This is a genomic window from Pseudomonas sp. PDM30 (assembly GCF_019218985.1).
GTDB classification, from domain to species: Bacteria; Pseudomonadota; Gammaproteobacteria; order Pseudomonadales; family Pseudomonadaceae; genus Aquipseudomonas; species Aquipseudomonas jessenii.
This window is the reverse complement of record NZ_JAHUWM010000005.1, coordinates 429,075-454,986: the sequence shown is the minus strand read 5'-3', so window position 1 is coordinate 454,986 and position 25,912 is coordinate 429,075. Positions and strand designations below refer to the sequence as shown.

The 25,912-nt window shown below is 62.1% G+C and carries 21 protein-coding genes; 11 read left to right on the top strand and 10 right to left on the bottom strand.

Annotation, left to right across the window (positions count from 1 at the left end; translation table 11 throughout):
• Positions 1-737 precede the first annotated feature (737 nt).
• Both KW840_RS15410 and KW840_RS15405 read left to right on the top strand, forming a co-directional pair.
• Complete coding sequence (locus KW840_RS15410; protein ID WP_057715021.1) at positions 738-1,790, top strand: YCF48-related protein; 1,053 nt, start codon at positions 738-740, stop codon at positions 1,788-1,790.
• A gap of 28 nt (positions 1,791-1,818) precedes the next feature.
• Positions 1,819-4,203, top strand: a complete 2,385-nt coding sequence (locus KW840_RS15405) for an RND family transporter (RefSeq protein ID WP_218496064.1) — start codon at positions 1,819-1,821, stop codon at positions 4,201-4,203.
• A gap of 176 nt (positions 4,204-4,379) precedes the next feature.
• On the opposite strand, the gene KW840_RS15400 is transcribed toward KW840_RS15405, so the two are convergent.
• Complete coding sequence (locus tag KW840_RS15400; protein WP_032829613.1) at positions 4,380-5,099, bottom strand: FadR/GntR family transcriptional regulator; 720 nt, start codon at positions 5,097-5,099, stop codon at positions 4,380-4,382.
• 172 nt (positions 5,100-5,271) lie between these two features.
• Positions 5,272-7,008, bottom strand: coding sequence for an IlvD/Edd family dehydratase (locus KW840_RS15395; RefSeq protein WP_057715018.1), 1,737 nt, complete (start codon positions 7,006-7,008; stop codon positions 5,272-5,274).
• A 194-nt stretch (positions 7,009-7,202) separates the two neighbouring features.
• On the opposite strand from KW840_RS15395, the gene KW840_RS15390 reads away from it, so the two are divergent.
• The 9 genes from KW840_RS15390 to KW840_RS15355 all read left to right on the top strand — a co-directional run bounded on the left by KW840_RS15390 (position 7,203) and on the right by KW840_RS15355 (position 14,164).
• The gene (locus tag KW840_RS15390; RefSeq protein ID WP_218496063.1) at positions 7,203-8,525 is read left to right on the top strand and encodes an MFS transporter; all 1,323 of its coding nucleotides are present in this window, start codon (positions 7,203-7,205) and stop codon (positions 8,523-8,525) included.
• A 160-nt stretch (positions 8,526-8,685) separates the two neighbouring features.
• Positions 8,686-9,678: an AraD1 family protein gene (gene araD1, locus KW840_RS15385; RefSeq protein WP_218496062.1), complete on the top strand. Its 993-nt coding sequence runs from the start codon at positions 8,686-8,688 to the stop codon at positions 9,676-9,678.
• A 10-nt stretch (positions 9,679-9,688) separates the two neighbouring features.
• Positions 9,689-11,269, top strand: coding sequence for an aldehyde dehydrogenase (NADP(+)) (locus tag KW840_RS15380; protein WP_218496059.1), 1,581 nt, complete (start codon positions 9,689-9,691; stop codon positions 11,267-11,269).
• 134 nt (positions 11,270-11,403) lie between these two features.
• On the top strand, positions 11,404-11,742 hold the full coding sequence (locus tag KW840_RS15375; RefSeq protein WP_218496058.1) for a DUF5629 family protein: 339 nt from the start codon (positions 11,404-11,406) through the stop codon (positions 11,740-11,742).
• Positions 11,735-12,904, top strand: a complete 1,170-nt coding sequence (locus KW840_RS15370; protein WP_218496057.1) for a lactonase family protein — start codon at positions 11,735-11,737, stop codon at positions 12,902-12,904. Before KW840_RS15375 ends, KW840_RS15370 begins: the two co-directional genes overlap by 8 nt.
• 156 nt (positions 12,905-13,060) lie before the next feature.
• Positions 13,061-13,240, top strand: coding sequence for a hypothetical protein (locus KW840_RS15365; protein ID WP_057715012.1), 180 nt, complete (start codon positions 13,061-13,063; stop codon positions 13,238-13,240).
• Between the two features lie 216 nt (positions 13,241-13,456).
• Positions 13,457-13,582, top strand: coding sequence for a hypothetical protein (locus tag KW840_RS28510; RefSeq protein ID WP_256353340.1), 126 nt, complete (start codon positions 13,457-13,459; stop codon positions 13,580-13,582).
• A 115-nt stretch (positions 13,583-13,697) separates the two neighbouring features.
• A complete protein-coding gene (locus KW840_RS15360) occupies positions 13,698-13,910 on the top strand; it encodes a hypothetical protein (protein ID WP_057398180.1) in 213 nt (70 codons plus the stop codon).
• Positions 13,907-14,164 (top strand): hypothetical protein, encoded by a 258-nt coding sequence (locus KW840_RS15355; RefSeq protein ID WP_057715011.1) that lies wholly within the window; start codon positions 13,907-13,909, stop codon positions 14,162-14,164. The genes KW840_RS15360 and KW840_RS15355 overlap by 4 nt, the downstream gene beginning before the upstream one ends.
• A 114-nt stretch (positions 14,165-14,278) precedes the next feature.
• Here the strand turns inward: KW840_RS15355 and KW840_RS15350 are convergent, their stop codons facing one another.
• From KW840_RS15350 to KW840_RS15315, 8 genes are all read right to left on the bottom strand, one after another.
• Entirely contained in the window at positions 14,279-14,875 is a 597-nt protein-coding gene (locus tag KW840_RS15350; RefSeq protein ID WP_218496056.1) for a glutathione S-transferase, read from the bottom strand.
• Positions 14,872-18,513, bottom strand: a complete 3,642-nt coding sequence (locus KW840_RS15345) for an AAA family ATPase (RefSeq protein ID WP_218496055.1) — start codon at positions 18,511-18,513, stop codon at positions 14,872-14,874. Before KW840_RS15345 ends, KW840_RS15350 begins: the two co-directional genes overlap by 4 nt.
• Complete coding sequence (locus KW840_RS15340; protein WP_057715008.1) at positions 18,510-19,754, bottom strand: exonuclease SbcCD subunit D C-terminal domain-containing protein; 1,245 nt, start codon at positions 19,752-19,754, stop codon at positions 18,510-18,512. The genes KW840_RS15345 and KW840_RS15340 overlap by 4 nt, the downstream gene beginning before the upstream one ends.
• A 270-nt stretch (positions 19,755-20,024) precedes the next feature.
• Entirely contained in the window at positions 20,025-21,674 is a 1,650-nt protein-coding gene (locus KW840_RS15335; RefSeq protein ID WP_218496052.1) for a BatD family protein, read from the bottom strand.
• Positions 21,671-23,404 carry a VWA domain-containing protein gene (locus KW840_RS15330; RefSeq protein ID WP_218496050.1) on the bottom strand — a complete coding sequence of 578 codons (1,734 nt, stop codon included), beginning with the start codon at positions 23,402-23,404 and terminating at the stop codon, positions 21,671-21,673. Before KW840_RS15330 ends, KW840_RS15335 begins: the two co-directional genes overlap by 4 nt.
• Positions 23,401-24,483, bottom strand: coding sequence for a VWA domain-containing protein (locus KW840_RS15325; protein WP_218496048.1), 1,083 nt, complete (start codon positions 24,481-24,483; stop codon positions 23,401-23,403). The genes KW840_RS15330 and KW840_RS15325 overlap by 4 nt, the downstream gene beginning before the upstream one ends.
• Entirely contained in the window at positions 24,476-24,970 is a 495-nt protein-coding gene (locus tag KW840_RS15320; RefSeq protein ID WP_057715004.1) for a DUF4381 domain-containing protein, read from the bottom strand. The genes KW840_RS15325 and KW840_RS15320 overlap by 8 nt, the downstream gene beginning before the upstream one ends.
• Positions 24,967-25,911, bottom strand: coding sequence for a DUF58 domain-containing protein (locus KW840_RS15315; protein WP_218496037.1), 945 nt, complete (start codon positions 25,909-25,911; stop codon positions 24,967-24,969). The genes KW840_RS15320 and KW840_RS15315 overlap by 4 nt, the downstream gene beginning before the upstream one ends.
• Position 25,912 lies beyond the last annotated feature (1 nt).

Here is a 25,912-nt window from a genome sequence, read left to right as displayed (position 1 = left end):
TGGCTTTGGCTTTGGCTTTGGCTTTGGCTTTGGCTTTGGCTTTGGCTTTGGCTTTGGCTTTGGCTTTGGCTTTGGCTTTGGCTTTGGCTTTGGCTTTGGCTTTGGCTTTGGCTTTGGCTTTGGCTTTTGATCTTGATCTGGCTTTTGATCTTTCGCCCCTTCGGCAGGCCGAGCGTAGGTGTTCATCAGGGGGTTTGGCGCGTAGCGCCGTTCGACGAAGTCGAACACATCGAGAGGAGGTCGTCGCGAAGCAGACCGTAGGCGATGCCCCCTGATGGACACCGTAGCGAGGGAACACCGAGCCTTGGCGAGGTGCCGTACGCCGGGGCGAAGCCTTTTGGTTCCTTTTTGGCGTTTGAAAAAGGGACTCGCTGTAAGAGCGAAACCGCCAGCAGCCGTTACCGCAGAAATGGATATGTACGCCGATTGGAAAAGCAGCCGTTACCGCTGCAACGGATATGTACACCGAACACCGGTCGCTACCCCCACCACCGAAACCGCAATCACCCTACCTGATACCCAACCATTCAGAACAAGCGCCCATCCCCCTTGGTTAACAAAACATAACGTGGCGTCGATTGTCAGACATTAAAAAACACCGATAGGATAGGCCAGCTTCCGAAGGGGCTCTGGATTGCGGGTTTCAGGACTATGCTCTGAAACAGCCGGTCCGGACACGCACCCTTGCGGCGCCCAGTAAGGTTGAACGACCTAACAATAATAATGGGAGAAGGTCTATGAGTGAGCCTGTCATGGGTGTGGGTATCTGCCGCCCGCCGGCATTACGCAAATTCGCGTTGCTGGCCACAGCGCTCTCGCTGTTGGGCTCTGCCATGCTGTCGGCGCCTGCGCTGGCCGCGGCGGCGCCAGCATCCGATGTTGTCTATTCCATTGAATCGGCCAAGGCTGCCAAAAGCCTGATGCTCGATGTCGTCCACGCCGGCAAGCGCCTGGTGGCGGTCGGGGATCGTGGGCACATCCTGTATTCCGATGACCAGGGCGCTACCTGGACCCAGGCCAAGGTCCCGACCCGGGCCCTGCTGACGTCGGTGTTCTTCGTCGATGACATGCACGGCTGGGCCGTCGGCCATGACGCGCAGATCCTCGCGAGCGAAGACGGCGGCGCGACCTGGACCAAGCAATTCGAAGATCTGAAACGCGAATCGCCGCTGCTCGATGTCTGGTTCAAGGACGTCGACAGCGGCTTTGCCGTGGGCGCCTACGGCTCGCTGATGGAAACCACCGACGGTGGCAAGCATTGGGAAGACGCCAGCGACCGCCTGGACAACGAAGACCAGTACCACCTGAACGCGATCGCCGCGGTCAAGGACGCCGGGCTGTTCATCGTCGGTGAGCAGGGCAGCATGTTCCGCTCCGCGGACTGGGGCCAGACCTGGGAGAAACTCGAAGGCCCGTACGAAGGCTCGCTGTTCGGCGTGATCGGTACGGCGCAGTCCAATACGTTGCTGGCCTACGGCCTGCGCGGCAATCTTTACCGTTCCACGGATTTCGGCACCACCTGGGACCAGGTCGAGCTCAAGGCTGAACGTGGCGACCTGGAGTTCGGGCTGTCCGGCGGTACGCTGCTCGACGATGGTTCCATCGTGATCGTCGGCAACGGCGGTTCGGTCATTCGCAGCAGTGACAATGGCGAAACCTTCAAGGTGGTCAACCGCCCGGACCGTATTTCCGTCTCGGCAGTGACTGCGGCAGGCAATGGCAATCTGGTTCTGGCCGGGCAGGGTGGCGTTCGCGTCACTTCGCCAAGCGGCACCGAGTCGGGCAAATGAGCCGGGTTAATAATAAGAAGGCGGAGCTATGACTTCCTTGAGTACTCATCACCAGGACAAGGCGACGTTCCTCGAGCGCCTGATCTTCAACAACCGCCCGGCAGTGATCACGATCTGCCTGCTGGTCAGTATTTTTCTGTTCTGGCAGGCGACGCTGATCCGTCCGTCCACCAGCTTCGAAAAAATGATCCCGCTGGAGCACCCCTTCATCCAGAAGATGATGGAGCACCGCAATGATCTGGCGAACCTGGGCAACACCGTGCGGATCTCGGTGGAAGCCACCGATGGCGACATCTTCTCCAAGGAGTACATGGAGACTCTGCGTCAGATCAACGACGAAGTGTTCTACATCTCCGGCGTCGACCGTTCCGGCCTCAAGTCGCTGTGGAGCCCCAGCGTTCGCTGGACCGAAGTGACGGAAGAGGGCTTCGCCGGCGGTGAAGTGATTCCGCAAAGCTACAACGGCTCCCAGGCCAGCCTCGATCTGTTACGCAACAACGTGCTCAAGTCGGGTCAGGTCGGGCGGTTGGTGTCCAACGATTTCAAGTCGAGCATCGTCGACATTCCGTTGCTGGAGTCCTATCCGGACCCGCAGGACCAGGGCAAGCTGCTGGCGCTGGACTATCGCCAGTTCTCCCACGAGCTTGAGGACAAGATCCGCACCAAGTTCGAAGCACAGAACCCGAATGTGAAGATCCACATCGTCGGTTTCGCCAAGAAAGTCGGTGACCTCATCGATGGCCTGGTGATGGTGGTGATGTTCTTCGGCGTTGCCTTCGTCATCACCCTGATCCTCTTGCTGTGGTTCACCAACTGCCTGCGCAGTACCGTCGCCGTATTGAGCACGACGCTGGTGGCAGTGATCTGGCAACTGGGCTTGATGCACTTCTTCGGCTTCGGGCTTGACCCCTATTCGATGTTGGTACCGTTCCTGATCTTCGCCATCGGTATTTCCCACGGCGTGCAGAAGATCAACGGGATCGCCCTGCAATCGAGTGAGGCGGACAACGCCCTGACGGCGGCGCGTCGCACCTTCCGTCAATTGTTCCTGCCGGGGATGATTGCGATCCTCGCCGATGCCGTGGGTTTCATCACACTGCTGATCATCGATATCGGTGTGATCCGTGAGCTGGCCATCGGCGCATCCATCGGTGTGGCGGTGATCGTGTTCACCAACCTGATCCTGTTGCCAGTGGCGATTTCCTATGTCGGCATCAGCAAGCGTGCCGTCGAACGCAGCAAAAAGGACGCGACTCGCGAGCATCCGTTCTGGCGCCTGTTGTCGAACTTTGCCAGCGCGAAAGTGGCCCCGGTTTCCATTCTGCTGGCACTGGTCGCCTTTGGTGGCGGCCTTTGGTACAGCCAGAACCTGAAAATCGGCGACCTCGACCAGGGTGCCCCGGAGCTGCGTCCGGACTCGCGCTACAACAAGGACAACAACTTCATCATCAACAACTACTCCACCAGCTCCGACGTGTTGGTGGTGATGGTCAAGACCAAGTCCGAAGGCTGTTCGCGCTACGAAGCCATGGCGCCGATCGACGAGCTGATGTGGAAGATGCAGAACACCGAGGGCGTGCAGTCGGCGATTTCCCTGGTGACCGTGTCCAAGCAAATGATCAAGGGCATGAACGAGGGCAACCTGAAATGGGAAACCCTGTCGCGTAACCCTGATGTGCTGAACAACTCCATTGCCCGTGCTGACGGCCTGTACAACAACAGCTGTTCCGTGGCGCCGGTGCTGGTGTTCCTCAACGATCACAAGGCCGAGACCCTGGATCGCGCGGTACATGCGGTGCAGGAGTTCGCCAAGGAAAACAACAAGGAAGGCCTGGAGTTCATCCTCGCTGCCGGTAACGCCGGGATCGAGGCGGCCACCAACGAGGTGATCAAGAAGTCCGAACTGACCATCCTGGTCCTGGTGTATATCTGCGTCGCGGTCATGTGCATGATCACCTTCCGTTCGTGGGCGGCGACCTTGTGCATCGTGCTGCCGCTGGTGCTGACCTCGGTACTCGGCAATGCCCTGATGGCCTTCATGGGTATCGGCGTGAAAGTGGCGACCCTGCCGGTCGTGGCGCTCGGGGTGGGGATTGGCGTGGACTACGGCATCTACATCTACAGCCGCCTGGAAAGCTTCCTGCGTGCCGGCCTGCCGCTGCAAGAGGCGTACTACCAGACACTGAAGTCCACCGGTAAGGCGGTGCTGTTCACCGGTCTGTGCCTGGCCATCGGCGTGTGCACCTGGATCTTCTCGGCCATCAAGTTCCAGGCCGACATGGGCCTGATGCTGACCTTCATGTTGCTGTGGAACATGTTCGGTGCGCTGTGGCTGTTGCCGGCGCTGGCGCGGTTCCTGATCAAGCCGGAGAAACTGGCGGGGCAGAAGGGCAATTCGTTGTTCGCCCACTGATCGACAGCTGAAACAAAAAAGCCGCAACCTTGGGTTGCGGCTTTTTTATGCCCGATGGTTTCGCCCTGGAACCTGTGGGAGCGAGCTTGCTCGCGATAGCGGAGTGTCAGCCGCATTGATATCGAACATTAGGCCGCCATCGCGAGCAAGCTCGCACCCACAGGGTTCTTCGGTGATCAGGCGGGATCGCTGCCAAGCACCACATTCAGCGCGCTGCGGGCATCGTCCAGTTGCACCAACGTCGCATGCCGCGCGCCGAGGGCGTCGCGGTTTTCGATGGCGGTCAGGATCGCCTTGTGCCGGGGCAGCGCCAGTTCATGCAGGTTCGGCCGCTGGTTCGAATGCTTCAAGGCTTCGGCGATGGCCACCGAGAGCATGTTGCACAGGTTGGCCAGCAAGTCGTTGTGCGTGGCGTCGGCGATGCGACTGTGGAAGTCCAGGTCCGGCTGCAACAGAGCCTCCGGCGTCGGTGCGGCTTCCATGCGTTGGTAGGCCTCACCGATGGAGGCGATATCCGCTTCCGTGGCGAATTGCGCGGCGAGGGCGGCAGCGGCCGGTTCGATGATGCTGCGCACGCTGGTCAGCAGGTCGAAAAACTGATTCTGCGGACTGCTCTGCATCAACCAGTGCAGCACGTCCGGATCGAGCATGTGCCAGTCCTTTCGCGGCTTGACCACGGTGCCGACCCGCGGGCGGGAATACACCAGGCCCTTGGCGACCAGTACCCGGGTGGCTTCACGCAGCACCGGCCGGCTGACCGCATATTCTTCGCACAACAGCGCTTCGGCGGGCAGTTTGTCGTCGGGCAGGAAACGTCCCGAGACGATCTGCATGCCCAGTTCCTGGACGATGCGCGAGTGCATGCTTTTGCGGTCGGAGGGTTTGCGGTAATCCATGGGAAACGGCACGGTCCTGTGCGAAGAGGTGTCGCGCATGATAGCAGGCGCGGCGAGTCGACTGTAGGAGCGAGCTCGCTCGCGATGGACGTCAACGATAACGTGGGGAACCTGACACCCCGCGGCGGTCTCGGGTCCATCGCGAGCGAGCTCGCTCCTACAAGGGGGGGTGTCAGTGGGAGTGACGCGGCACCTCGGCCCCACGGCAACCGACCAGGAAGTCGAAGTCGCAACCCTGGTCCGCTTGCAGCACGTGGTCGATGTACAACTGACGATACCCACCGACGATCAGGTTCTGTGGCGGTTGCAGATCGGCCATGCGCGCGGCCAGCTCGGTGTCCGCAATATCCAGGTGCAAGCGGCCGCTGGCGCAATCGAGTTCGATCCAGTCGCCTTCCTTCACTGCGGCCAGCGGACCGCCGGCAGCGGCCTCCGGGGCGACGTGCAGCACAACCGTGCCGTACGCCGTGCCACTCATGCGCGCATCGGAAATACGCACCATGTCCGTCACACCCTGGGCCAGCAGCTTGGCCGGCAGGCCCATGTTGCCCACTTCGGCCATGCCCGGATAACCCTTCGGCCCGCAGTTCTTCATCACCAGGATCGAGTTGGCATCCACGTCCAGTTCCGGATCGTTGATCCGAGCTTTGTACATGTCGAAGTTCTCGAACACCACTGCACGGCCGCGATGCTGCATCAGTTCGGGCGTGGCGGCGGACGGCTTGAGCACAGCGCCCAGCGGTGCCAGGTTGCCGCGCAATACACAGATGCCGCCATCGGCGCGGATCGGGTTGTCGAGGGTGCGGATCACTTCGTCCTCGCCATAGATCGGCGCGTCCCTGGTGTTCTCGCCGATGGACTTGCCGTTGACGGTCAAGGCGTTCGGGTTCGGGATCAGGTTGGCTTCGCCGAGGCGGCGCAGTACCGCAGGCAAACCACCGGCGTAGTAGAACTCTTCCATCAGGAAGCGCCCGGAAGGTTGCAGGTCGACGATGGTCGGCATGCCGCGGCCGATACGGGTCCAGTCGTCCAGGTCCAGCTCGACGCCGATGCGCCCGGCGATGGCTTTCAGGTGGATCACTGCGTTGGTCGAACCGCCGATGGCGGCATTGACGCGGATGGCGTTTTCGAAGGCTTCCTTGGTGAGGATCTTCGACAGCTTCAAGTCTTCGCGCACCATCTCCACGGCACGCATGCCGGACATGTGCGCCAGCACATAACGGCGCGCGTCCACGGCCGGAATCGCCGCGTTGTGCGGCAGGGAGGTGCCGAGCGCTTCGGCCATGCAGGCCATGGTGGAGGCGGTGCCCATGGTGTTGCAGGTACCGGCCGAGCGGGACATGCCGCCCTCGGCCGCAAGGAAATCGTCGATGCTGATGGTGCCGGCCTTGACCTGTTCGCTGAGCTGCCAGACCACGGTGCCGGAGCCAATGTCCTTGCCCTTGTGCTTGCCGTTGAGCATCGGCCCGCCGGTGACGACGATGGCCGGCACGTCGCAACTGGCGGCGCCCATCAGCAGGGCCGGGGTGGTTTTGTCGCAACCGGTCAGCAGCACTACGCCATCGATCGGGTTGCCACGAATGGCTTCTTCCACGTCCATGCTCGCCAGGTTGCGGGTGAGCATGGCGGTAGGGCGCAGGTTCGATTCGCCGTTGGAGAACACCGGAAACTCCACCGGGAAGCCCCCGGCCTCGATCACACCGCGTTTGACGTGCTCGGCGATCTGGCGGAAGTGCGCGTTGCACGGGGTCAGTTCCGACCAGGTGTTGCAGATGCCGATGATCGGCTTGCCATGGAACTGGTGGTCGGCGATGCCCTGATTCTTCATCCAGCTGCGGTACATGAAGCCGTTCTTGTCGGCGGTGCCAAACCATTGGGCGGAGCGCAGGGTGGGTTTCTTATCAGACATGATCGATTCTCTTATTGTATGACTATATTGTTCGAGCTGAGGCGTAACATAAGCGCAAATTCCGCGCTTTGGAAGTGTTGTTGAGTAAATAGTATTACTATATAGTCCGCTCAAACGGAGGGATGGCCCTGGCGAACATTTCGCGAGAGGCGTCCCCCGAGGTTCTATAACAACAACAATCGGAGACCGTTCTCATGAGCCAGGAACTGCGGCTTATCCGCCGCATCACGCTGAAACTGATTCCCTTCCTGATCCTGCTGTACCTGATCGCCTATGTGGACCGCTCCGCGGTGGGCTTCGCCAAATTGCACATGGGCGCTGACATCGGCCTGGGCGATGCCGCCTACGGTCTTGGCGCCGGGTTGTTCTTCATCGGCTACTTCCTGCTGGAAATCCCCAGCAACCTGATGCTCGACCGCTTCGGCGCACGGCGCTGGTTCGCGCGGATCATGGTCACCTGGGGTGCCATCACCATCGGCATGGCCTTCGTCCAGGGGCCGAACAGCTTCTATGTGATGCGCTTTTTGCTCGGCGCCGCCGAAGCCGGGTTCTTCCCGGGCGTTCTGTACTACATCACCCAATGGTTCCCGGTGCGCCATCGCGGCAAGATCCTCGGGCTGTTCATCCTGTCGCAACCCATCGCAATGATGATCACCGGCCCGGTGTCCGGTGGCTTGCTGGGCATGGACGGCGTGTTGGGGCTGCACGGCTGGCAGTGGCTGTTCATCGTCATTGGTGCCCCGGCGATCCTGTTGACCTGGCCGGTGCTGCGTTACCTGCCGGACGGCCCGCAGCAAGTGAAGTGGATGGACCAGGGGGAAAAGGACTGGCTCAGTGGCGAGCTGAAAAAGGATCTGGATGCCTACGGCCAGACCCGTCACGGCAACCCGTTGCACGCCCTCAAGGACAAGCGCGTCCTGCTGCTGGCGCTGTTCTACCTGCCGGTGACCCTGAGCATCTATGGCCTGGGTTTGTGGCTGCCGACCCTGATCAAACAGTTCGGCGGCAGCGACCTGGTGACCGGATTCGTCTCGGCGGTGCCGTACATCTTTGGCATCGTCGGTCTGCTGATCATCCCGCGCAGTTCCGACCGCTTGAACGACCGCTATGGCCACCTCGCCGTGCTTTACGTGCTGGGTGCGATTGGCCTGTTCCTCAGCGCCTGGCTGTCGGTGCCTGTGCTGCAACTGGCGGCGCTGTGCCTGGTGGCGTTCGCACTGTTCTCCTGCACGGCGGTGTTCTGGACCTTGCCGGGCCGCTTCTTCGCCGGTGCCAGTGCGGCGGCGGGGATTGCGTTGATCAATTCGGTGGGCAACCTCGGCGGCTACCTCGGTCCGTTCGTGATCGGCGCACTCAAGGAATACACCGGCAACCTGGCTTCGGGCCTGTACTTCCTGTCGGGGGTGATGGTGTTCGGGCTGGTGTTGACCGGTGTGGTGTATCGCTTGCTGGAACGTAAACACGTCCTGCCAGCCGATCAATTTGCAGCAAGTGCACGTGGGGCTTCGCGCACCTGACAGGAAACAACAAATCATCACGGACCCTGTGGGAGCGGGCTTGCCCGCGATAGCAATCTGTCTGGCACATCAATGTTGAATGTGCCGCCGTCATCGCGGGCAAGCCCGCTCCCACAGGGAGTCGTGTTTGCCCAGGTTCTGGGTTAACAGGAGAAAATTCATGCGTTTGGTTCAGTTCGAATTGAGTAACGGCGAACGTCGTGTCGGCGTGGTCGAGGCGGGCCTGGTCCGAGAAGTACAGGACACGCGCACCGTTCGCGATCTGGCATTGGCGGCGATCGAGGCGGGCGCAAGCCTTGAGCAGCAGGTGCAAAGCCTGGGGCTGGGCATCAGCCACGACTATGCCGAGTTGCTGACACAACGGCGCATCCTGCCGCCCCTGGACCATGCGGACCCGGCGCACATGTTGATCAGCGGCACGGGCCTGACGCATCTGGGCAGCGCCTCGGCCCGGGACAAGATGCACCAGCAAAGTGGAGACGAAACCGCGATGACCGACACCATGCGCATCTTCAAATGGGGCGTGGAGGGCGGTAAGCCGGCGGTGGATGAAGCCGGTGTGCAGCCGGAGTGGTTCTACAAAGGCGATGGCGGCATCGTCGTCAGGCCGGGCCAGCCGTTTCCCCTGCCGCCGTTTGCCGAAGATGCCGGCGAAGAGCCGGAGATCGCTGGCCTGTACGTGATTGGTCACGACGGCAAGCCGTATCGCCTGGGTTTTGCCGTGGGCAACGAGTTCTCCGACCACGTCATGGAGCGCAAGAACTACCTGTACCTGGCCCACTCGAAACTGCGCAGCTGCAGCTATGGCCCGGAACTGCGGGTTGGCGAACTGCCGCAGCATCTGGCGGGCACCAGCCGCATCCTGCGTGACGGCGAAGTGCTGTGGCAGAACGAGTTTCTCAGCGGCGAGGCGAACATGTGCCACAGCCTCGCCAACCTCGAATTCCATCATTTCAAGTACAGCCAGTTCCTGCGCCCGGGGGACGTGCACATTCACTTCTTCGGCACGGCGACCCTGTCCTTTGCCGATGGCATTCGCACGCAACCGGGTGACGTGTTCGAGATCACCCAGGCTGAATTCGGCGCGCCATTGATCAACGGCATCGCACCGGTCGCAGCGGCTTTCGAGCCCGGCACCGTCGGCACACTTTGAGGAGTTACCCATGACCCGGATCCTTGGTCACAACTACATCGGCGGCCAGCGCAGCGCCGCCGGCAGCATCAAGTTGCAGAGTGTCGATGCAACAACGGGCGAGGCTTTGCCTCACGCCTTTTATCAGGCGACAGTGCAGGAAGTCGATGCGGCGGCCGGCGCGGCGGCGGCCGCGTATCCGGCCTATCGCAGCCTGAGCGCGGAACGACGGGCGCAGTTTCTCGAGGCCATTGCCGATGAACTGGATGCCCTCGGTGATGATTTTGTCGCGGTGGTCTGCCGCGAGACGGCGCTGCCCGCCGGCCGGATTCAAGGCGAGCGTGGACGCACCAGCGGGCAGATGCGCCTGTTTGCCAAAGTCCTGCGTCGCGGTGATTTCTACGGCGCACGGATCGACCGGGCATTGCCGGAGCGTCAACCGTTGCCGCGTCCGGACCTGCGTCAATACCGCATCGGCTTGGGACCTGTGGCGGTGTTCGGTGCCAGCAACTTTCCGCTGGCGTTCTCCACCGCCGGCGGCGATACCGCCTCGGCGCTGGCCGCCGGGTGCCCGGTGGTGTTCAAGGCCCACAGCGGTCACATGGCCACGGCTGAATGGGTGGCTGACGCGATCATTCGAGCCGCCGAGAAAACCGGGATGCCGGCCGGCGTGTTCAACATGATCTACGGCGGTGGCGTCGGCGAGGCGCTGGTCAAGCATCCGGCAATTCAGGCCGTGGGCTTCACCGGTTCGCTCAAGGGCGGTCGAGCCTTGTGTGACATGGCAGCGGCCCGTGCACAACCGATTCCGGTGTTTGCCGAGATGTCGAGCATCAACCCGGTGATCGTCTTGCCCGAGGCGTTGCAGGCGCGGGCCGACACGGTCGCCCGGGATCTAACGGCGTCGGTGGTTCAGGGCTGCGGCCAGTTCTGCACCAATCCGGGCCTGGTGATCGGCATTCGCTCAGCGCCGTTCAGTGCCTTTGTGCAGCAAGTGGCCGGGTTGATGGGCGATCAGCCGGCGCAAACCATGCTCAATGCCGGAACCCTGAGCAGCTACGGTCAGGGCTTGCAAAATCTGCTCGCGCATCCGGGGATTGAGCACCTGGCCGGCAATCCGCAACAGGGCAATCAGGCACAGCCGCAGCTGTTCAAGGCCGACGTCAGCCTGCTGCTCGATGGCGACGAAGTGCTGCAGGAGGAAGTGTTCGGTCCGACCACGGTGGTGGTTGAAGTGGCCGATCATGCGCAACTGATGGCCGCCCTGAATGGTCTGCACGGCCAGTTGACCGCCACCGTCATTGGCGAGCCGGAAGACTTCGAACGGTTCGCCGGACTGACGGCGTTGCTGGAGCAGAAGGTCGGACGCATCCTGCTCAATGGCTATCCGACGGGCGTGGAAGTCTGCGATTCGATGGTCCACGGCGGGCCTTACCCGGCAACGTCCGATGCGCGCGGTACATCGGTGGGCACACTGGCCATCGATCGTTTCCTGCGCCCGGTGTGCTTCCAGAACTACCCGGACAGCTTGCTGCCGGATGCACTGAAGAACGGCAATCCGCTGCGCATCCAGCGACTGGTGGATGGGCAGTCGTCCCGCGAGGCACTCTAGCGGCTGACCACAATCCCTGTGGGAGCGGGCTTGCTCGCGAATGCAGTTTATCATTCAACATCTCTGTTGGCTGACACTGCGCTTTCGCGAGCAAGCCCGCTCCCACAGGTTTGTGTGAAACTTTGGTCGGGTGCATGAGCTATCATTGCGTCTTTCTCATTCAAAGATTGATTGCCATGACTTCCCCAACCGACACCTTGCTCAATGCCCTCGAACACTGCGGAATGGTGGAGATCGACGGGCTGCATGCCTTCGAATTCGCCCTCGACGAGTTCGATAACCTGCACATTGAATGCATGGATGGCCGTGCGGCCAAACACTGGGAGTTCACTCCGGCGCAGGTCCAGGCCGCGACCTTCGACTCTACGCTGCAAAGCTGGTTGATCACCGGTGACTCGGGTGAACACCGTTTGGTGTGCCTGGGCGATGTCGTCAGCGGTGACAACGAAGAAGACGAACAAGACGATGCGTAACCTCTGGCCACTGTTGATGGCCGGCAGCATCGGCGCCATGGGCGTTCAGGTCGCATCCGCCGAGGACTATCAACTGCTGGTGGGCTCCTACACAGCCGGTCAAAGCCAGGGCATCTACCGCCTGGCGTTCGACAGCCGCACCGGACAGATCGATGCCAGCCCCCTGCAAGTGCTCAAGAGCGAAAACCCGTCGTGGCTGACCCTGTCGAAGGATCAGCGACAGCTGTTCGTGGTCAACGAAAACGGCCCGGGTCAGACCGATCCGGTAGGGCGCGTCAGCAGTTTCGCGATTGATCCCAAGACCCACGCGCTGAGCCTGATCAGCCAGGTGCAAAGCCTGGGCAACGAGCCGACCCATTCCAGCCTCAGCATCGACGGCAGCCATTTGTTTGTCAGCAATTACTCGGTGGCCGAAGACCCGGGCGGCACCCTGGCGGTATTGCCGGTGGCGGCCGATGGCAAGCTCAAACCGGTGGTGCAGATGAGCAGCCACCCGGCGAGTCGGGTCAATCCCGAGCGCCAGGCCTCGGCCCACGTGCACTCGACGATCCCGTCGCCGGACGGCAAATACGTGTTCGCCAATGACCTGGGCGCCGACAAGGTGTTTGCCTACCGCTTCGACCCCAAGGCCAACCCGGAACTGCCGTTGACCCCGGCCACCCCGGCATTCGTGCAGCTGCCGCCGGGCAGCGGGCCGCGCCACCTGCTGTTCAGCGCCGACGGCAAACACGCCTGGCTGACCATGGAAATGAGCGCGCAAGTGGCGGTGTTCGATTACCACGACGGCCAACTCGAACAGACGCAGATGGTCGATCTGGCTGCCGGGCAACCGGTATCGGACAAGGCTGCGGCAGCGTTGCATGCCTCGGCTGATGGCAAGTTCCTCTACGTCAGCAACCGTGGCACGGCCAATAAACTGCTGGTGTTTGCCATCGATCCGGCGACCGGCCACCTCAGTGAGCTGCAACGGCGGGCGGTGGAGGGCGATCATCCGCGGGAATTCAGCCTCGATCCGAGCGGCAAATTCCTGTTGATCGCCAACCAGAAGAGCAACCAGATTGTCGTCGTCGAACGCGACGTCAGGACCGGTCTGCTGGGCAAGACTGTGCAAAAACTGCCGATGGATGCCCCGAGCGACCTCAGGTTTCTACTGCGTCAATAAGCTGCAGGCCCCGGTTGATGGGGCCTGCCTGCTTTTATCAATGACGCTGATATCTGGTACTGCTACAAAGCATTTCAAGGCACGAACCCTCGAGGGTTAAGTTTGCTTCACGGCCCCACCGGGCAAGCAAGCCAACCGAATCCGAGGAATACTGCCATGAACTTCAACATATTCTCTGTCATCGCCGCTTCCGCCATTTCCGCCACCGTTGCGCTGCCAGCCAGTGCCAACGTTGAAATCAGCGACAAAAAAGCCCACACCCAGAGCTACACCCCGAAGTACCTGCAACAGAGCGCCAACTTCTACGCCGCGCTGGATCACAAAACCCAAGCCTGAACGTCAGCCCTGCCTTTATGCAGGAGCGAAGTCACTGATGATCGAAGAGCCTGATGTTGAAAAACAGGTGTTGAAAACGATCAGAGTGATGTCGCTCCTGCATAACGCATTTGCGACAGCATCACTTTGCCATCAATGTCGCGCTTGATATCACATCGCCATGAGTTTAAATTGACGCTGATTTTTTGACTCCTCCTCACGGCAAGGATCGACAGCATGGTGACGCGTCTGGCATTGGTTCTACTTTTTCTCTATTCCACCCCCATTCTGTCGGCAGCCGACCCTGTTCCGAGTGAGCCGGATGCTGCGCGCGAGCGCTTGATGAGTTTTATTGAAGACTGAAATAGTCTGGCTTAATGATCAATGAAGTTGATGGTCACTATGGATATCCCTGAGTGGTTAACCAGGCTTTTTTGATCGATTCTGTGGGCATTGAAACATGCCTGCGGAGAACATCATGGCCAGCGCAATTCTCACTTCTGCCAAACACGGCGCCTATGTGGCGATCGGTCTTTACCTGGCCATGGTGCTGGTGGTCAGCCTTTCAGCACAGGCGCAATCCTCTTTCGAAGCACCGATCCAGGTCGCTCATCCCGGCATCCAGTTTGAACACCGTGCGCAAAACGCCAGCGTTGATCAGGCTGAACTCGCAGGAGTCGTCGGCGCATGAAAGGGCACAGACTCTGGGTCATCGCTTTCCTGGCGTTCATGACCAATGGATCCTCCCTGTTGGGGATCGGCCAGGGCTCGGCAGGCTCGGTGGCACGGGCCATCGAAGCCAACCACAACATTGCCCGCAACATCGAAAACGCCAATGCCCAGGGCATGCTGGCCGGCAATCCACCGATCAGGAGTGAAGGTGTGGTTTTCGGCCCGTTCCAGGTCGATTGCTCAGCCATCGGGATGTGTCAGGTTCTGGCCTGAGTCTTCGACGCACCACGGACCTTTGTAGGAGCCAGCCTGTTGGCGATGGTGTATCAGGCACCACAGCGTCAACTGACACACCTTCGCCAGCAAGCTGGCTCCTACAGGGGATGGTTATTTCTTCATGATTGATGTGAACAGGTCCGACTCCAAAAGCTGCTGTAGCCACGCCTGCAAGCGCCGATACGGCGTCTGCGCGAACCAGTCGCGGTCGACGTGGGCGAACTGGCGCACGAAGGGCATCAACGCCACATCCGCCAGGCTCGGATGGTCCGCCAGCAAATAGTCGCGCCCTTCCAGCAACTGATCCAGCCTGCGCAGGAACACCTCACCCTCGCTGCGATAAACCTCCATCGGCTGCTCGGGATAACGCTCGGCGTACTTGTAGCGATTCAAGTGCACCTTGAACACCTGATCGTTCTGTTCAATCAAAGGGGCGATTTGCTCCGCTGCGACAGGATCATCCTTGAGCAACCAGTCCTGCGGATCGTTCTCAGCCAGGGCCCAGCGCATGATGTCGAGGCTTTCGTCGATCACCCGGCCATCGGCGCTCAGTACCGGCACCGTGCCTTTGCCCGACAGTGCGAGCATCTCGGCGGGCTTGGCCTTCAGGCTGACTTCGACGATGTCCACGGCCACTCCCGAATAACGCAGGGCCATGCGTGCGCGCATGGCGTACGGGCAGCGGCGGAAGGAATACAGCGTGTTCATTTCACCTCCAGGGTACTCAGGCCGTTGCCCTGGCGCTGGACCTGAATCTGCACCGGAATACGTTCATGCATTTCCTGTACGTGGGAAATCACCGCGACCTTGCGGCCCTGGGCCTGCAAGCCGTCGAGGGCATCCATGGCCAGTTGCAGGGATTCGGGATCGAGGCTGCCGAAGCCTTCGTCGATGAACAGCGACTCGATTTTCAACGTGCTCGACGCCATCGACGCCAAACCGAGGGCCAGCGCCAGCGACACCAGGAAGGTCTCGCCACCGGACAGTGAGTGCACCGAACGCAGTTCGTCGCCCATTTCCGTGTCCATCACCAGCAACCCGAGCATGCTGCCGCCGCGCTTGAGGCGATAGCGGCGCACCAGTTGGCGCAATTGCACGTTGGCGTGATGCACCAGCAGGTCGAGGTTGTAGGCCTGGGCGATCTTGCGGAAGGTGTCGCCGGTGGCGGAGCCGATCAACGCATTCAGGCGTGCCCAGCGTTGATACTCGTTGTAGGCGTCGGCAATCTGCTGCGCCAGGGCCTGATTGGCGTTCTGCCGGCGCTGGTCCTCGGCCTGCTCGGCGCGCAGTTCGGCGCAGTGTTGCTCGCTGGTGGCAGCGAGGTTTTGCAGGTCGATCAGCGCACTGGCCAATTGCTCGGCATCGAGATTGCCGTTCTGTTGTGCCTGATGATTGAGCAGGTGTTTGTTGCGCTCCTGTACCAGGACGTTGGCCTGTTCGATAGCTTTCTCGCTGTGCTGCAAGCGCTGGCGCAGTTCGCTGACCTGGGTGTCGTCGACGCTCAACAGGTTTTCGAGGCCGCCGTCATCCAGCTCGGGATGACGGGCACGCCAGTCGCCGATCTTGCCAGCGAGCTCAAGTTCTTCGCCTTCCAGTGCATGCAAGCGTTCCCGCTGGGCCTTGAGCTCGGCGGCGATTTGCACTGACTGCGTGACGACGCTTTGCAACGTCTGCGCAGTGCTGGCTTCGGCGCTGCGCGCCTGTTCCACGGTCTGTTCCAGTTGCTGCTGCCAATGCTCGGCGCTGCTGTGTTCGCCGAGTAATTGCCCGAGTGTGTGCTGGCTCGCCTGTTGCTGCTCGGCCAGTCCATTGAACTGCTGTTCGGCGGCCTGCAATTGCTGCACGCGGCTTTGCTGGCGATCCTGTTCCTTCTCCAGGTGTTGCTGGCGCTGTTGCTGCTCGGCCAGTTCTTCCTTTTGCTGTTCGAGTTGCGCCAGGCGTTCGGCGATCTGCCGGTCGAGCTGCATGAAGGTCGCGGCCGGTTCGACGCGCAGCGCTTGCAGGGTTTCGGCCGGCAGCAGGTTGGCGAATGCCTTGAGTTCTTCGTCCAGACGCTGGCGGTCGTTGTTCAATTCGCGCTGTTGATTGCTCAGGTGCTGGGCCGCTTGCTGGTGCGCGGTTTCGGCATGGCGCAGTTGCTGGGTCAGGCGTGCGGCATCCTGTTGCAGGGTGAGCAGCGCGCTCTGCCGTTGCTCGTCCTGGCTGATGCTTTGGTTGAGCTGACTGTTTTGCTGAACGAGCCAGGCATCGCGTTTGGCGGCATCCTGATTCAGCAGTTGGGCCGCCAGCGGGTGCGCTTCCAGGCTCGGTGCGAGGGCTTGCTGCTGGGTCGCCAGTTGCTCCTGCTGTTGCAGCAGTTCCTTTTGCTGGGCGATCAGCCCGCCGACTTCGGCACGCAGGTCAGTGAGTTTTTCCTTGAGCAGGTCGACGGCCTTTTGCGCGTTGGCCTGTTCGCTTTCATCAAAGCGACCGAGGCTTTGCAGCAGGGCTTCCGGCTGATGATACGGATGTTCGTTGCTGCCGCAGACCGGGCATGGCTGATCGTTCTGCAACTGCGCGCGCAGCTCTTCGACACTGGCACTGCGCGCCAGACGCTGACGCTCCAGCAGTTCGCGAGTGACGTTGAGGGTCTGTTCGGCAACGCTCAGATCAGCCTTGGCCTTGACCCCGTCCTGGGTCAGGCGTTCGCGCTCCTGCTGCGCGGTGAGCTGGCGCTGTTGCAGCTCGGCGCTGCGTTTGTCCAGGTCCTGCTGGCTGGCCCACAGGCGCGCAAGGTCTTCGACGGCGCGCAGTTGCTTGCGGTTGTCCTGCAACAGGCTACCCAGGATGCCGATCTGTTCGGCGACGGCATCCGGTTCGGCACCCGCCTCCTTGAACAGCACCTCCAGTTGCTGCTTCTGCGCGGTGAGCGCCTGGTTGGTGCTCGCGGCGTTTTGTTCGAGGCTGGCCAGTTCGGCCTGGCCCTGATTCAGTCGATTGCCGATCAGCATCAACTGTTGCAGGCGATCACGGTAGGCATTCCAGGCATCGCTCAGCGGTGCCAGATGCGTGCTTTGCTCAAGCCCGGTGGCGATGCGCTGCAAGTCCCCGGCGCCTCGGGCTTGCTGATCGAGCAAGGTCTGAATCGTGCCCTGGCCCTGGGTGCAGGCCTGTTGCGCCTGCTGCCTGGCTTCGGCGCTGAGGGCGGTGTCCTTGGCCAGGCGGGCGAGGGTGCTTTGGGCTTCGAAGGCCTGACGCAGCAACGGCGCGCTGTCGGCTTGTCGCTGTTGGGTTTCGCTCAAGGCGATCCGGGCGCTGCTGAGCTGTTGCTCAAGCAGCGTCTGGCGCTCACCGAGTTCGCCATGTTGCTGCGTCTGCAAGGCAATTTGCGCCGCCAAGGGTGTCAGCAGCGCGTCGACCTCGGCTTTACGGGCGAACTGGTGCCGTTGCGGGGCCAGCTGTTCGAGACGGGTGAGCCTCAACCGCTCGCTGGCCAAGGCCTCCCAGTGGGTCTGCGCCGATTGCAGTTGTTCGCTGGCGGCCAGATGCTCGTCCTGCAATCGACGCAGGTCCTTGAGCCAGGTGTCCTGCAGTTCAAGCTGCTTGAGCTGCGCCTGTTGGGTCTTGAGTTGTTGCTGCGCCTGGCTGAAGCGCTCATCCAGTTCCGCGCGGGCTTCGGGTGACAGCGGCGTTACCCCGCTGGCCTGATCCTGCAGCAGCTTGTGCGTCTCGCGGGCCTCCTTGGTCTTGTCGAAGGCCCGACGACCGAGGCGAGTGTAGAGCGCGGTGTCGGTGAGTTTTTCCAGCAGTTCGCTGCGGTCGTTGTCGTCGGCCTTGAGGAACGCGCTGAACTCGCTTTGCGCCAACATCACCGCGCGGGTGAATTGTTCGAAATTCAGCCCCAGCGCGGCTTCGAGCTGAGTCTTGTATTCGCCTTTCTGGCTGGCGAGCAATTGATCCTGATCGATGTCACGCAAGCTCTGGCGGCTGGCCTGCAGCTTGCCAGCGGCCTTGTCCCGGGCGCGATTGGCCTCCCAGCGGGCGCGGTAGCGGCGGCCGTCGACGCCGACGAAATCCACTTCCGCATAGCCTTCACCCGTGCCGCGACGCAGCAGGGTGCGCGGGTCGCCGGTAGCGATTTCGCCGTCGGCGTCCGGCACCTTGGCGTCGCGGCCGGTGTTGTTCAGGCGCGGTACGGCGCCAAACAGCGCCAGGCACAGGGCATCGAGCAGGGTGCTTTTACCAGCGCCGGTGGGGCCGGTGATGGCGAACAGTCCGGCACTGGCCAGGGGTTCGGCGGTGAAGTCGATTTCAAATGGCCCGGCCAGGGAGGCGAGGTTTTTCAGGCGGATCGCGAGGATTTTCATGGTTGTTCGCTCTCCATCTGCACGTCCTGCAACAGCTCGGCAAAGTCCTTGAGGGTCTGCTCGTCGACCTCGCTGCCGTAGTTGTCCTGCCAGGCGCGGCTGAACAGTTCCTGAGGCGTGAGTTGGTCCAGTTCGATCAGTGTGCTGCCTTCGTCGGCACCGTCACGGCCGCCGTTGCCGGCGTACTCGGCGGCGATGCGCACCAGGCGCACGGCCTTGCCTTGCAGGGCTGTTTCCACTTGATTGCGCAGGTCGGGCTGCGGTTCATCGAGGCGCACCCGCACCTCCAGCCATGGCTGGCGCTGGATGTCGGCCAACAGGTCGATGTTCGGCAGGTCCGCCAGTTGCACCAGGATCTCGCTCAATGGCGCCGGGCCGATGCGTTGCAGGTTGACCGCGCGGGGGATCAGTTTCGGCTCGACGCTGACCAGGGTTTCGCCATCGAGTTTGATGTCGAGGATCTGGTGCTGATAGCTGATCTCGGAGAACGACAACGGAATCGGCGAGCCGCTGTAGCGGATGCGCTCTTCGCCGTTGACCTTCTGCGGTTTGTGCAAGTGACCGAGGGCCACATAACTGATGCTCGGTCCGAACAGGCTGGCGGGCAGGGCTTCGGCATTGCCGATGATCAGGCTGCGCTCCGAGTCTTCCGACACCGAACCGCCCGCCATGTGTGCGTGGCTGATGGCGATCAGCGCCTGGCCTTTCTTGCGCTTTGCGTTCGCCGCCTCGATCAGCCATTCATGGACCTGGCCAATGCCACGCAGGTAGTTGTCGCCCAGATGCGCGCCGGTGACTTCGGCAGGGCGCAGGAACGGCAGCGCCAGGCACCAGGCGACGGTTTTGCCTTTGGCATCCGGCAGCGGCAACAGCAAACGCTCGGCATCCAGTTGCCCGTCATCCAGCCACAACACACGACCGAGCGCGTGAGTGCGCAAGCGGCGCATCAACGGCGCGGGCAGTTCGATCCGCGAGCCGGAATCGTGGTTGCCGGCAATCATCACGATGGTCAGCAACGGCTGCTGTTCGTGGGCGCTGACGATGAAGTCGTAGAGACGCTCCTGGGCTTTGACCGGCGGATTGACCGTGTCGAAGATATCGCCGGCGATCAACAGCACATCCGGCTGGTCGAGCTTCAATTGACGCAACAGCCACTCGAGAAAACAGCCGTGTTCGAAATCGCGATCCTGGCCGTGCAGGTTCTGCCCGAGGTGCCAGTCGGAGGTGTGAAACAAGCGCAAGGCGAACTCCGCTACAAAATAGGTAATGGCCGCGTGAAAAATGAAGGCGGTGAAAGGGGGGAGAGTTTACTGGTAAACCGGTCGGGTGTGGTTGCACACCAAACTTCTTATGGCAGGGAGTTCTGTGGCGAGGGGGCTTGCCCCCGTTGGGCTGCGGAGCGGCCCCAGGTTTTTCCTGGTACACCGAGCCGCCCGGATTTACGGCCGCTTCGCGCCCGAACGGGGGCAAGCCCCCTCGCCACAAATGCATCTTTGTCGCCAGGCCGCTGTTTACTTGGGATAAAGCGGCGGCAACCCACTGTCACCGGCAGGGTCCTGAACCCGTTCGGCCATCGGGATCGCCTTGATCGCCCGCCACAGTTCGTCACCTTGCCAGTACTGGCCGGTTTCGCTGTACAGCGCGCCGTTCAGGCCGTCGAGGGCGTCGGACAGAGGTACGAAGCGGGCGGCCATGTCGGCCAGGGTTTCCGGCTGCTGGCGGGCCCAGGCGTCGAGAGCCTGGCGGGTGGCGTGGGAGTCGTTGGCCTGGCAGGCGCGCTTGAGGTCGTCGAGCACGGTGCGCGGGCTCGGGCCGGTTTGCGCGACACGCGCCACCGCCGGTTGCCAGCGGGCACGCCACCAGAGGCCAAAGCCGAGCAGGGTGGTGCAGGCCAGGATCAAGGTACTGAGTTTCCAGCGCCAGAGTGCTTCGCTGTCGGCGCTGGCATCGACCGGTGAGGCGCCGGCCGGGGTGTCGGCCAGCAGGCTCGGATTGGCCACCACGTGCAGCGTGCGAGCAGGCAGGCTGCTGTGTTCCAGATGATCTTCGAAGGTGTTCCACCAGACCACGTCGACGGTGGGCAGCTCGATGGCGCCGGTCCTTGTCGGCACCAGGGCCTCGCGGTCTTCACGACTGCCGACCAGGCCGCGTTCGCTGTTCTGGTTGCCGAGCACCGGTTGATCCGGGTAGCGGCGCAGGCCGCCGACGTCGGTGCCGGGCAGCGGTGGCAGTTGGGTGCTGGACAAGCCTTCGGCCTTCACCGTCAGGCTGCGGGTCAGCGAATCGCCGACCTGAGTGTGATCCGGCTCCGGGTTCCAGATTTCGCTCAGGGTCAGGCTGCGGGCAGGCAGCCAGGGCGCGTCGACCGGATAGGTGAGGGGTTTGGCCTTGACCGTCAACAGCAGTTCGGCCGAGGTGACGCGCATCAGCTTGCCGGCTTTTGGCCCCTGGGCTGCGTCCTGTACCGGTTGTGGGTCGACCAGCGCGGCGTTGAAAACCTGTGCCGGAATGATCAGTTCGCCGCTGTGTTGCGGGTAGATCGCGTAGCGCATTTCGATCACGCCATGGCGCAGGCCGTCGATGTCCTTTTCGTAGGTGCGTGAGTCGCCCAATTGTTCGATGCGTGCGTCAGGTATCTGCAAGGGTGGCAGGCTGCTGTCGTCGTACAGCGACACCGAATGGTAGATGCGCAGGGTCAGGACTGCCTGGGCCTGCACGTACACGCTGGTTTGATCGAGGCTGGCATCGATGAACACCGCGGCCCGCTGGTTCGGGTTGTCCGGTGTTTCGCTCTCGACCACTTGCAGGGTGATCGGCTGGCTCTGCAGTTCCCCCAGTTGCAATGACGGAATCACCACGCTGCCGTTTTGCCGGGGCAGGAGGGTGACGATCCAGCGGGTGGTGGCCTGGTTTTCTCCGCTCAGGGTGTTCAGCTGGTTGACCTGGCGTGTGCCGCGCACTTCGAACAACGGCTCCAGCGCAGCCAGGTCTGGTTTGCCGAACTGAGTGACATCGCTGGATTCCAGGGTCAGCTCGACCGTCTCGCCTGAGCTCAGGCGACTGCGATCAACACTGGCGACCAGTTCTGCTGCCTGTGCCTGTACGGTGCAGAACAACAGGCCATGCAGCAGCGCGAGCAATAAAACGGTGAAGCGGGTCATCGAGTTTCTTCCTGATCCTGATGTTGTTGCTGTTCGTACCAGAATTTGCGCCTGAGCAGTTCGCCGGGGTCATCCGGGATCTGTCGCAGCCATTGCTCCAGTGCCTGGCGCTGCTCACCTTCGATGCTGTCGGTGGCCGGGCGCAAGGGCGGTGTGGTGTGTTGTTCGTCACCCAGTTCGCTGCCCGGAACCTCGTTGCCCCCCGGTTCCGGCGGTGTGGTGGGTGGTTGTTCCTCACCCGGGCGGGTCGGTTGCCCCTCGGTTTTCGGTTCGCCGCTGCTCGAGGGTTGTGCGGCGGCACCTGGCGGTGGCTCCGGCGATTCGGCTTCGGGCCGGGCGTTGCTGGCGGCGTCTGGCTCAGGAGGAGTATTTTTCTCCTTCAGCAGGCGTTCGACCAGCGCCTTGTTGGTCAGTGCCGGACGCAAATCCGGTTGACGTTCCAGTGCCTGTTCGTAAGCGTCCAGGGCTGCCTCCAGCTCACCGCTTTTGGCCAGGGCATTGCCTCGATTGTAGTGGGCGTGGGCATCGTCGCCTTCGGCAAACCGCTCGGCGGCGCCTGCGTAGTCGCCGGCCTCATAGAGCGCCACGCCTTGCCACTGATGATTTTCGAAGCGTCGGGAGGCCTCCGCAGGGCGCTTTTGCTTGAGTAAATGCAAGCCTTGTTGATCTGGTCGCAGCCAAAGGTCCGCTAGGTCGAAGGCGTAGCTCGGTTGAGGCAGCGCCAATAGCAGCGGCAGGCACAGCAGCCAACCGCGACGTCCCGCGCAGGCCGCGAGCAGCAGCAGTGGCAGCAGCAGCCAGTACCCCTGATCGGCCCAAGTGTCCAGGCGCAAGGTCTGACCGTCGTTGCGCAAGTGGCGTGGACCGTCGAGAAGGCCAAGGGCGTGCAGGTCGCTATCGTCCAGGCGCGCCTGGCGATAGCGCCCATCCAGGTCGTTGGCAAAATTTTTCAAGCCGGGCTCGTCCAGGCGCGGCACGAGAATGGCGCCTTGTTCATCCTTGAGGAAGCTGCCGTCTTCCTGGGTGATCGGCGAGCCTTCGGCGGTGCCGATGCCGAGCATCAAAAATTGAGTCGATTTGCCGTTCAGCGCGCGACGGATGCCCAGTCGCTCCTGGTCGGTCAGGGACGATCCAATCAGCAGGATCCGGCCATCGCCCAAAGCAGCCTGTTCGAGCAACGCCAGGGCCTTGAGCACCGCCAGATCGGCGCGATGACCGGCCGCTGGCATCAACGACGGTTTCAGTGCATCCAACAGATTGCGGCTGGTGGAAAGATCATCTGACAGCGGCACCAGTGTGTGGGCACTGCCGGCGTAGACGACGATGGCGGTTTGCGCGTCGCTGCGAATCTGTAGCAGATCAAGCACCTTGCGTCGTGCCTGTTCGAGTCGGTTGGGTGTGACGTCGGTGGCGAGCATTTCCGGGGTCAGCTCGAGGATCACCACCAGCGGATCGGCGGGCTTTTGACTGGTCTGCTCGACACGCTGCCAGCCCGGACCCAGCAGGGCGAGCACGGTCAACAGCCACGCGAGACCGAGGGCGATCCAGGGCAATTTACTGTCACGTCCACTGCCACCGCTGAGCAATGTCGTGTGAAAGGCCGCAGGCAGGATCATTTGCCAGCGCCCGGCGCGCTTCTTGCGGTGCCAGAGTTGCCAGAGCAACCAGCCAAGCACCGGCAGCAACAGCAGCCACCAAGGGCGGAACCAGTACGGCCACAGAGCGCTCATCGGCGCCTCCGCAGGCGCAGGCGTTTGAGACGCTGGCGCCAGTCGGGCAGCAATTGCGTTTGCAAAAACAGATCCCTGGTAAACAGGCGTTGCAAGGGGTTGTCCGGCCAGAGTACGGGGGCCAGCAGCAGCATGCTCAACCACAGCGCCAGGGCCAGCGGCCAGTGATACAACGCTTGGGCCGGGCGGGCCTGGGTCGGTTGCTGGGCCACGGGCTCCAGTTGGTCAAGGGTGTCCTTGATCGATTGCAGTTCCTTGCCATCGTGGGCGCGGAAGTACTGGCCGCCGGTGACTTCGGCGATGGCCTTGAGGGACGGCTCGTCGAGGTCCAGGCTCGGGTTGACGCCGAGGAAACCCACGGAACCGCTTTGCTCTGGATCGGCGCCAATGCCGATCGGATAGATTTTCACGCCTTCCTTGGCCGCCAGCCGGGCTGCGGTGAACGGGTCGATTTCACCGCCATTGTTGGCGCCGTCGGTGACCAGAATCAGCACGCGGCTTGTTGCCGGACGAGAACGCAGGCGCTTGAGGGCCAGGCCGATAGCATCGCCGATGGCGGTGTTTTTGCCGGCAATGCCGATACGCGCTTCATCGAGCCAGACGCGCACGGTGTGGCGGTCGAAGGTCAGCGGCGCCTGCAGGTAGGCCTGGCTACCGAACAGGATCAGGCCGACCCGGTCACCTTCGCGGCTTTCGAGGAAATCGCCGAGCAGGTGCTGGACCAACGCCAGTCGGCTCACTTCTTCGTCCTGCCACTGCATGTCAGGGAAGTCCATGGAGCCGGAAACGTCCACCGCCACCAGCAAGTCACGGCCACTGGCGGCAATCGGCAAGGGTTCGCCGAGCCATTGCGGGCGTGCCGCCGCGACCAGCAGCAACAGCCACAGCACTATGAACGGTGCCTGCTGGCGCCATGCTGGCAGGTTGGCCCGGGCGCGACGCCCGGCGAGGCCTTCCAGGTCGCTGAGGAAGCTGACCTTGAGCGCCGGTTCGCCACTGTCGGCCACCGGCAATACGATGCGCATCAGCCACGGCAGCGGCAGAAGGGCAAAAATCCACGGCCAGGCGAACTCAAACATGCTTGCGAATCCATGTGTCGACGGCCTGGGTCAGGCCGGCGATGGCCTTGTCGTCGAGTTTGCATTCGGGTTTGTAGGCGCCTTCAACCAGCACCATCCAGCGAGTCAGGCCGGCGGCCGGGCAGCGATTGTCGAGGAACGCCAGCCATTTTCGCCCGTTGAGGGTGTGGCTCTGGCTGTAGGGGTAGTGGTTACGGCACAGGCGTTTGAGCAAACCGTTGAGTTGCTGCAGCCAGGCACCGGCCGGCGCACCGTCATAGGGTTTGGGCATCAAGGCCAGCTCCGCCAGGGCGGCAAGACGCACCGGGTCAAGCGGCTGTTCTGCACGCACCACGGGGCGCCTGTCCGGAATAAAGCGACGCAGCTTCCACAGGCCCAAACCGATCAGCGGCACCAACAGAAGCAGCAACCACCAACCCGGTGCCGGAGGCCAGAATTCCACCGGTGGCGGGGATATCAGTGGTTGCAGTTGATCAAGGCTGCTCATCGACCTTTCCCCGGTTTCTGTGGGTTCAGGTATTCGCGCAATTGCTCGACCATTTCGCTCTGAGTGCTCAACGGCATCATCAGCACCCGCAGTTTTTGCGCGAGCAGCTCCCAGCGCGCGATACGCACTTCAGCCTGGGCCCGGTAAGCCTGGCGCAGGTCGAAATTCAGCGTATCGAGTTCCAATTGCGCTCCACGTTCGGCGAAACGTAAAAGGCCGGCGGCGGGCAGGGCATGATCCAGCGGATCGGACACCGGCAGCAGCAACAGGTCGCAATGACGCGATAACAGGCTCAGCTGTTGCTCGGCGCTTTCCGATAGCGCGCGTTCGTCGCAAATCACAATGACAAGGCTGCCCGGACGTGACACCTCACGCGCTCGGCGCAAGGCAATGCCAAAGGCGTCGCGGTCCGGCTCGCCCTCGGTGGTCAGCGACCGGTTGACCCGCACCAGCCGGTTGAGCAACTGCAGCAGGCTTTGCTTGCTGCGCCGAGGCTTGATTTCATAGTGCTCATTGTCGCCATACACCAGCCCGCCGACCCGGTCGTTGTGGCCCAGGGCTGCCCAACCGATCAGGCTCGCGGCCTGGGCGGCGAGCACCGACTTGAACATCAGGCCCGACCCGAAAAACAGCCGGTGGCTTTGTTCGACCATGATGAAAATCGGTCGCTCACGTTCTTCGTGGAACAGTTTGGTGTGAGGCTCCTGGGTGCGCGCGGTCACGCGCCAGTCAATGGTGCGCACATCGTCGCCGGCCTGATAGACCCGCACCTGATCGAAGTCGACGCCACGCCCGCGCAATTTGGAATGGTGCAGGCCGATCAGTGGGCTGCGTTGGCCTGGCGTGGAAAACAGCTGCACTTCGCGCACGCGATGGCGCATCTCGATCAGGTCGGCGAGGCTGACACGGATGCCCGGCTCGGGCGGCAGGCTGGCGTTCATC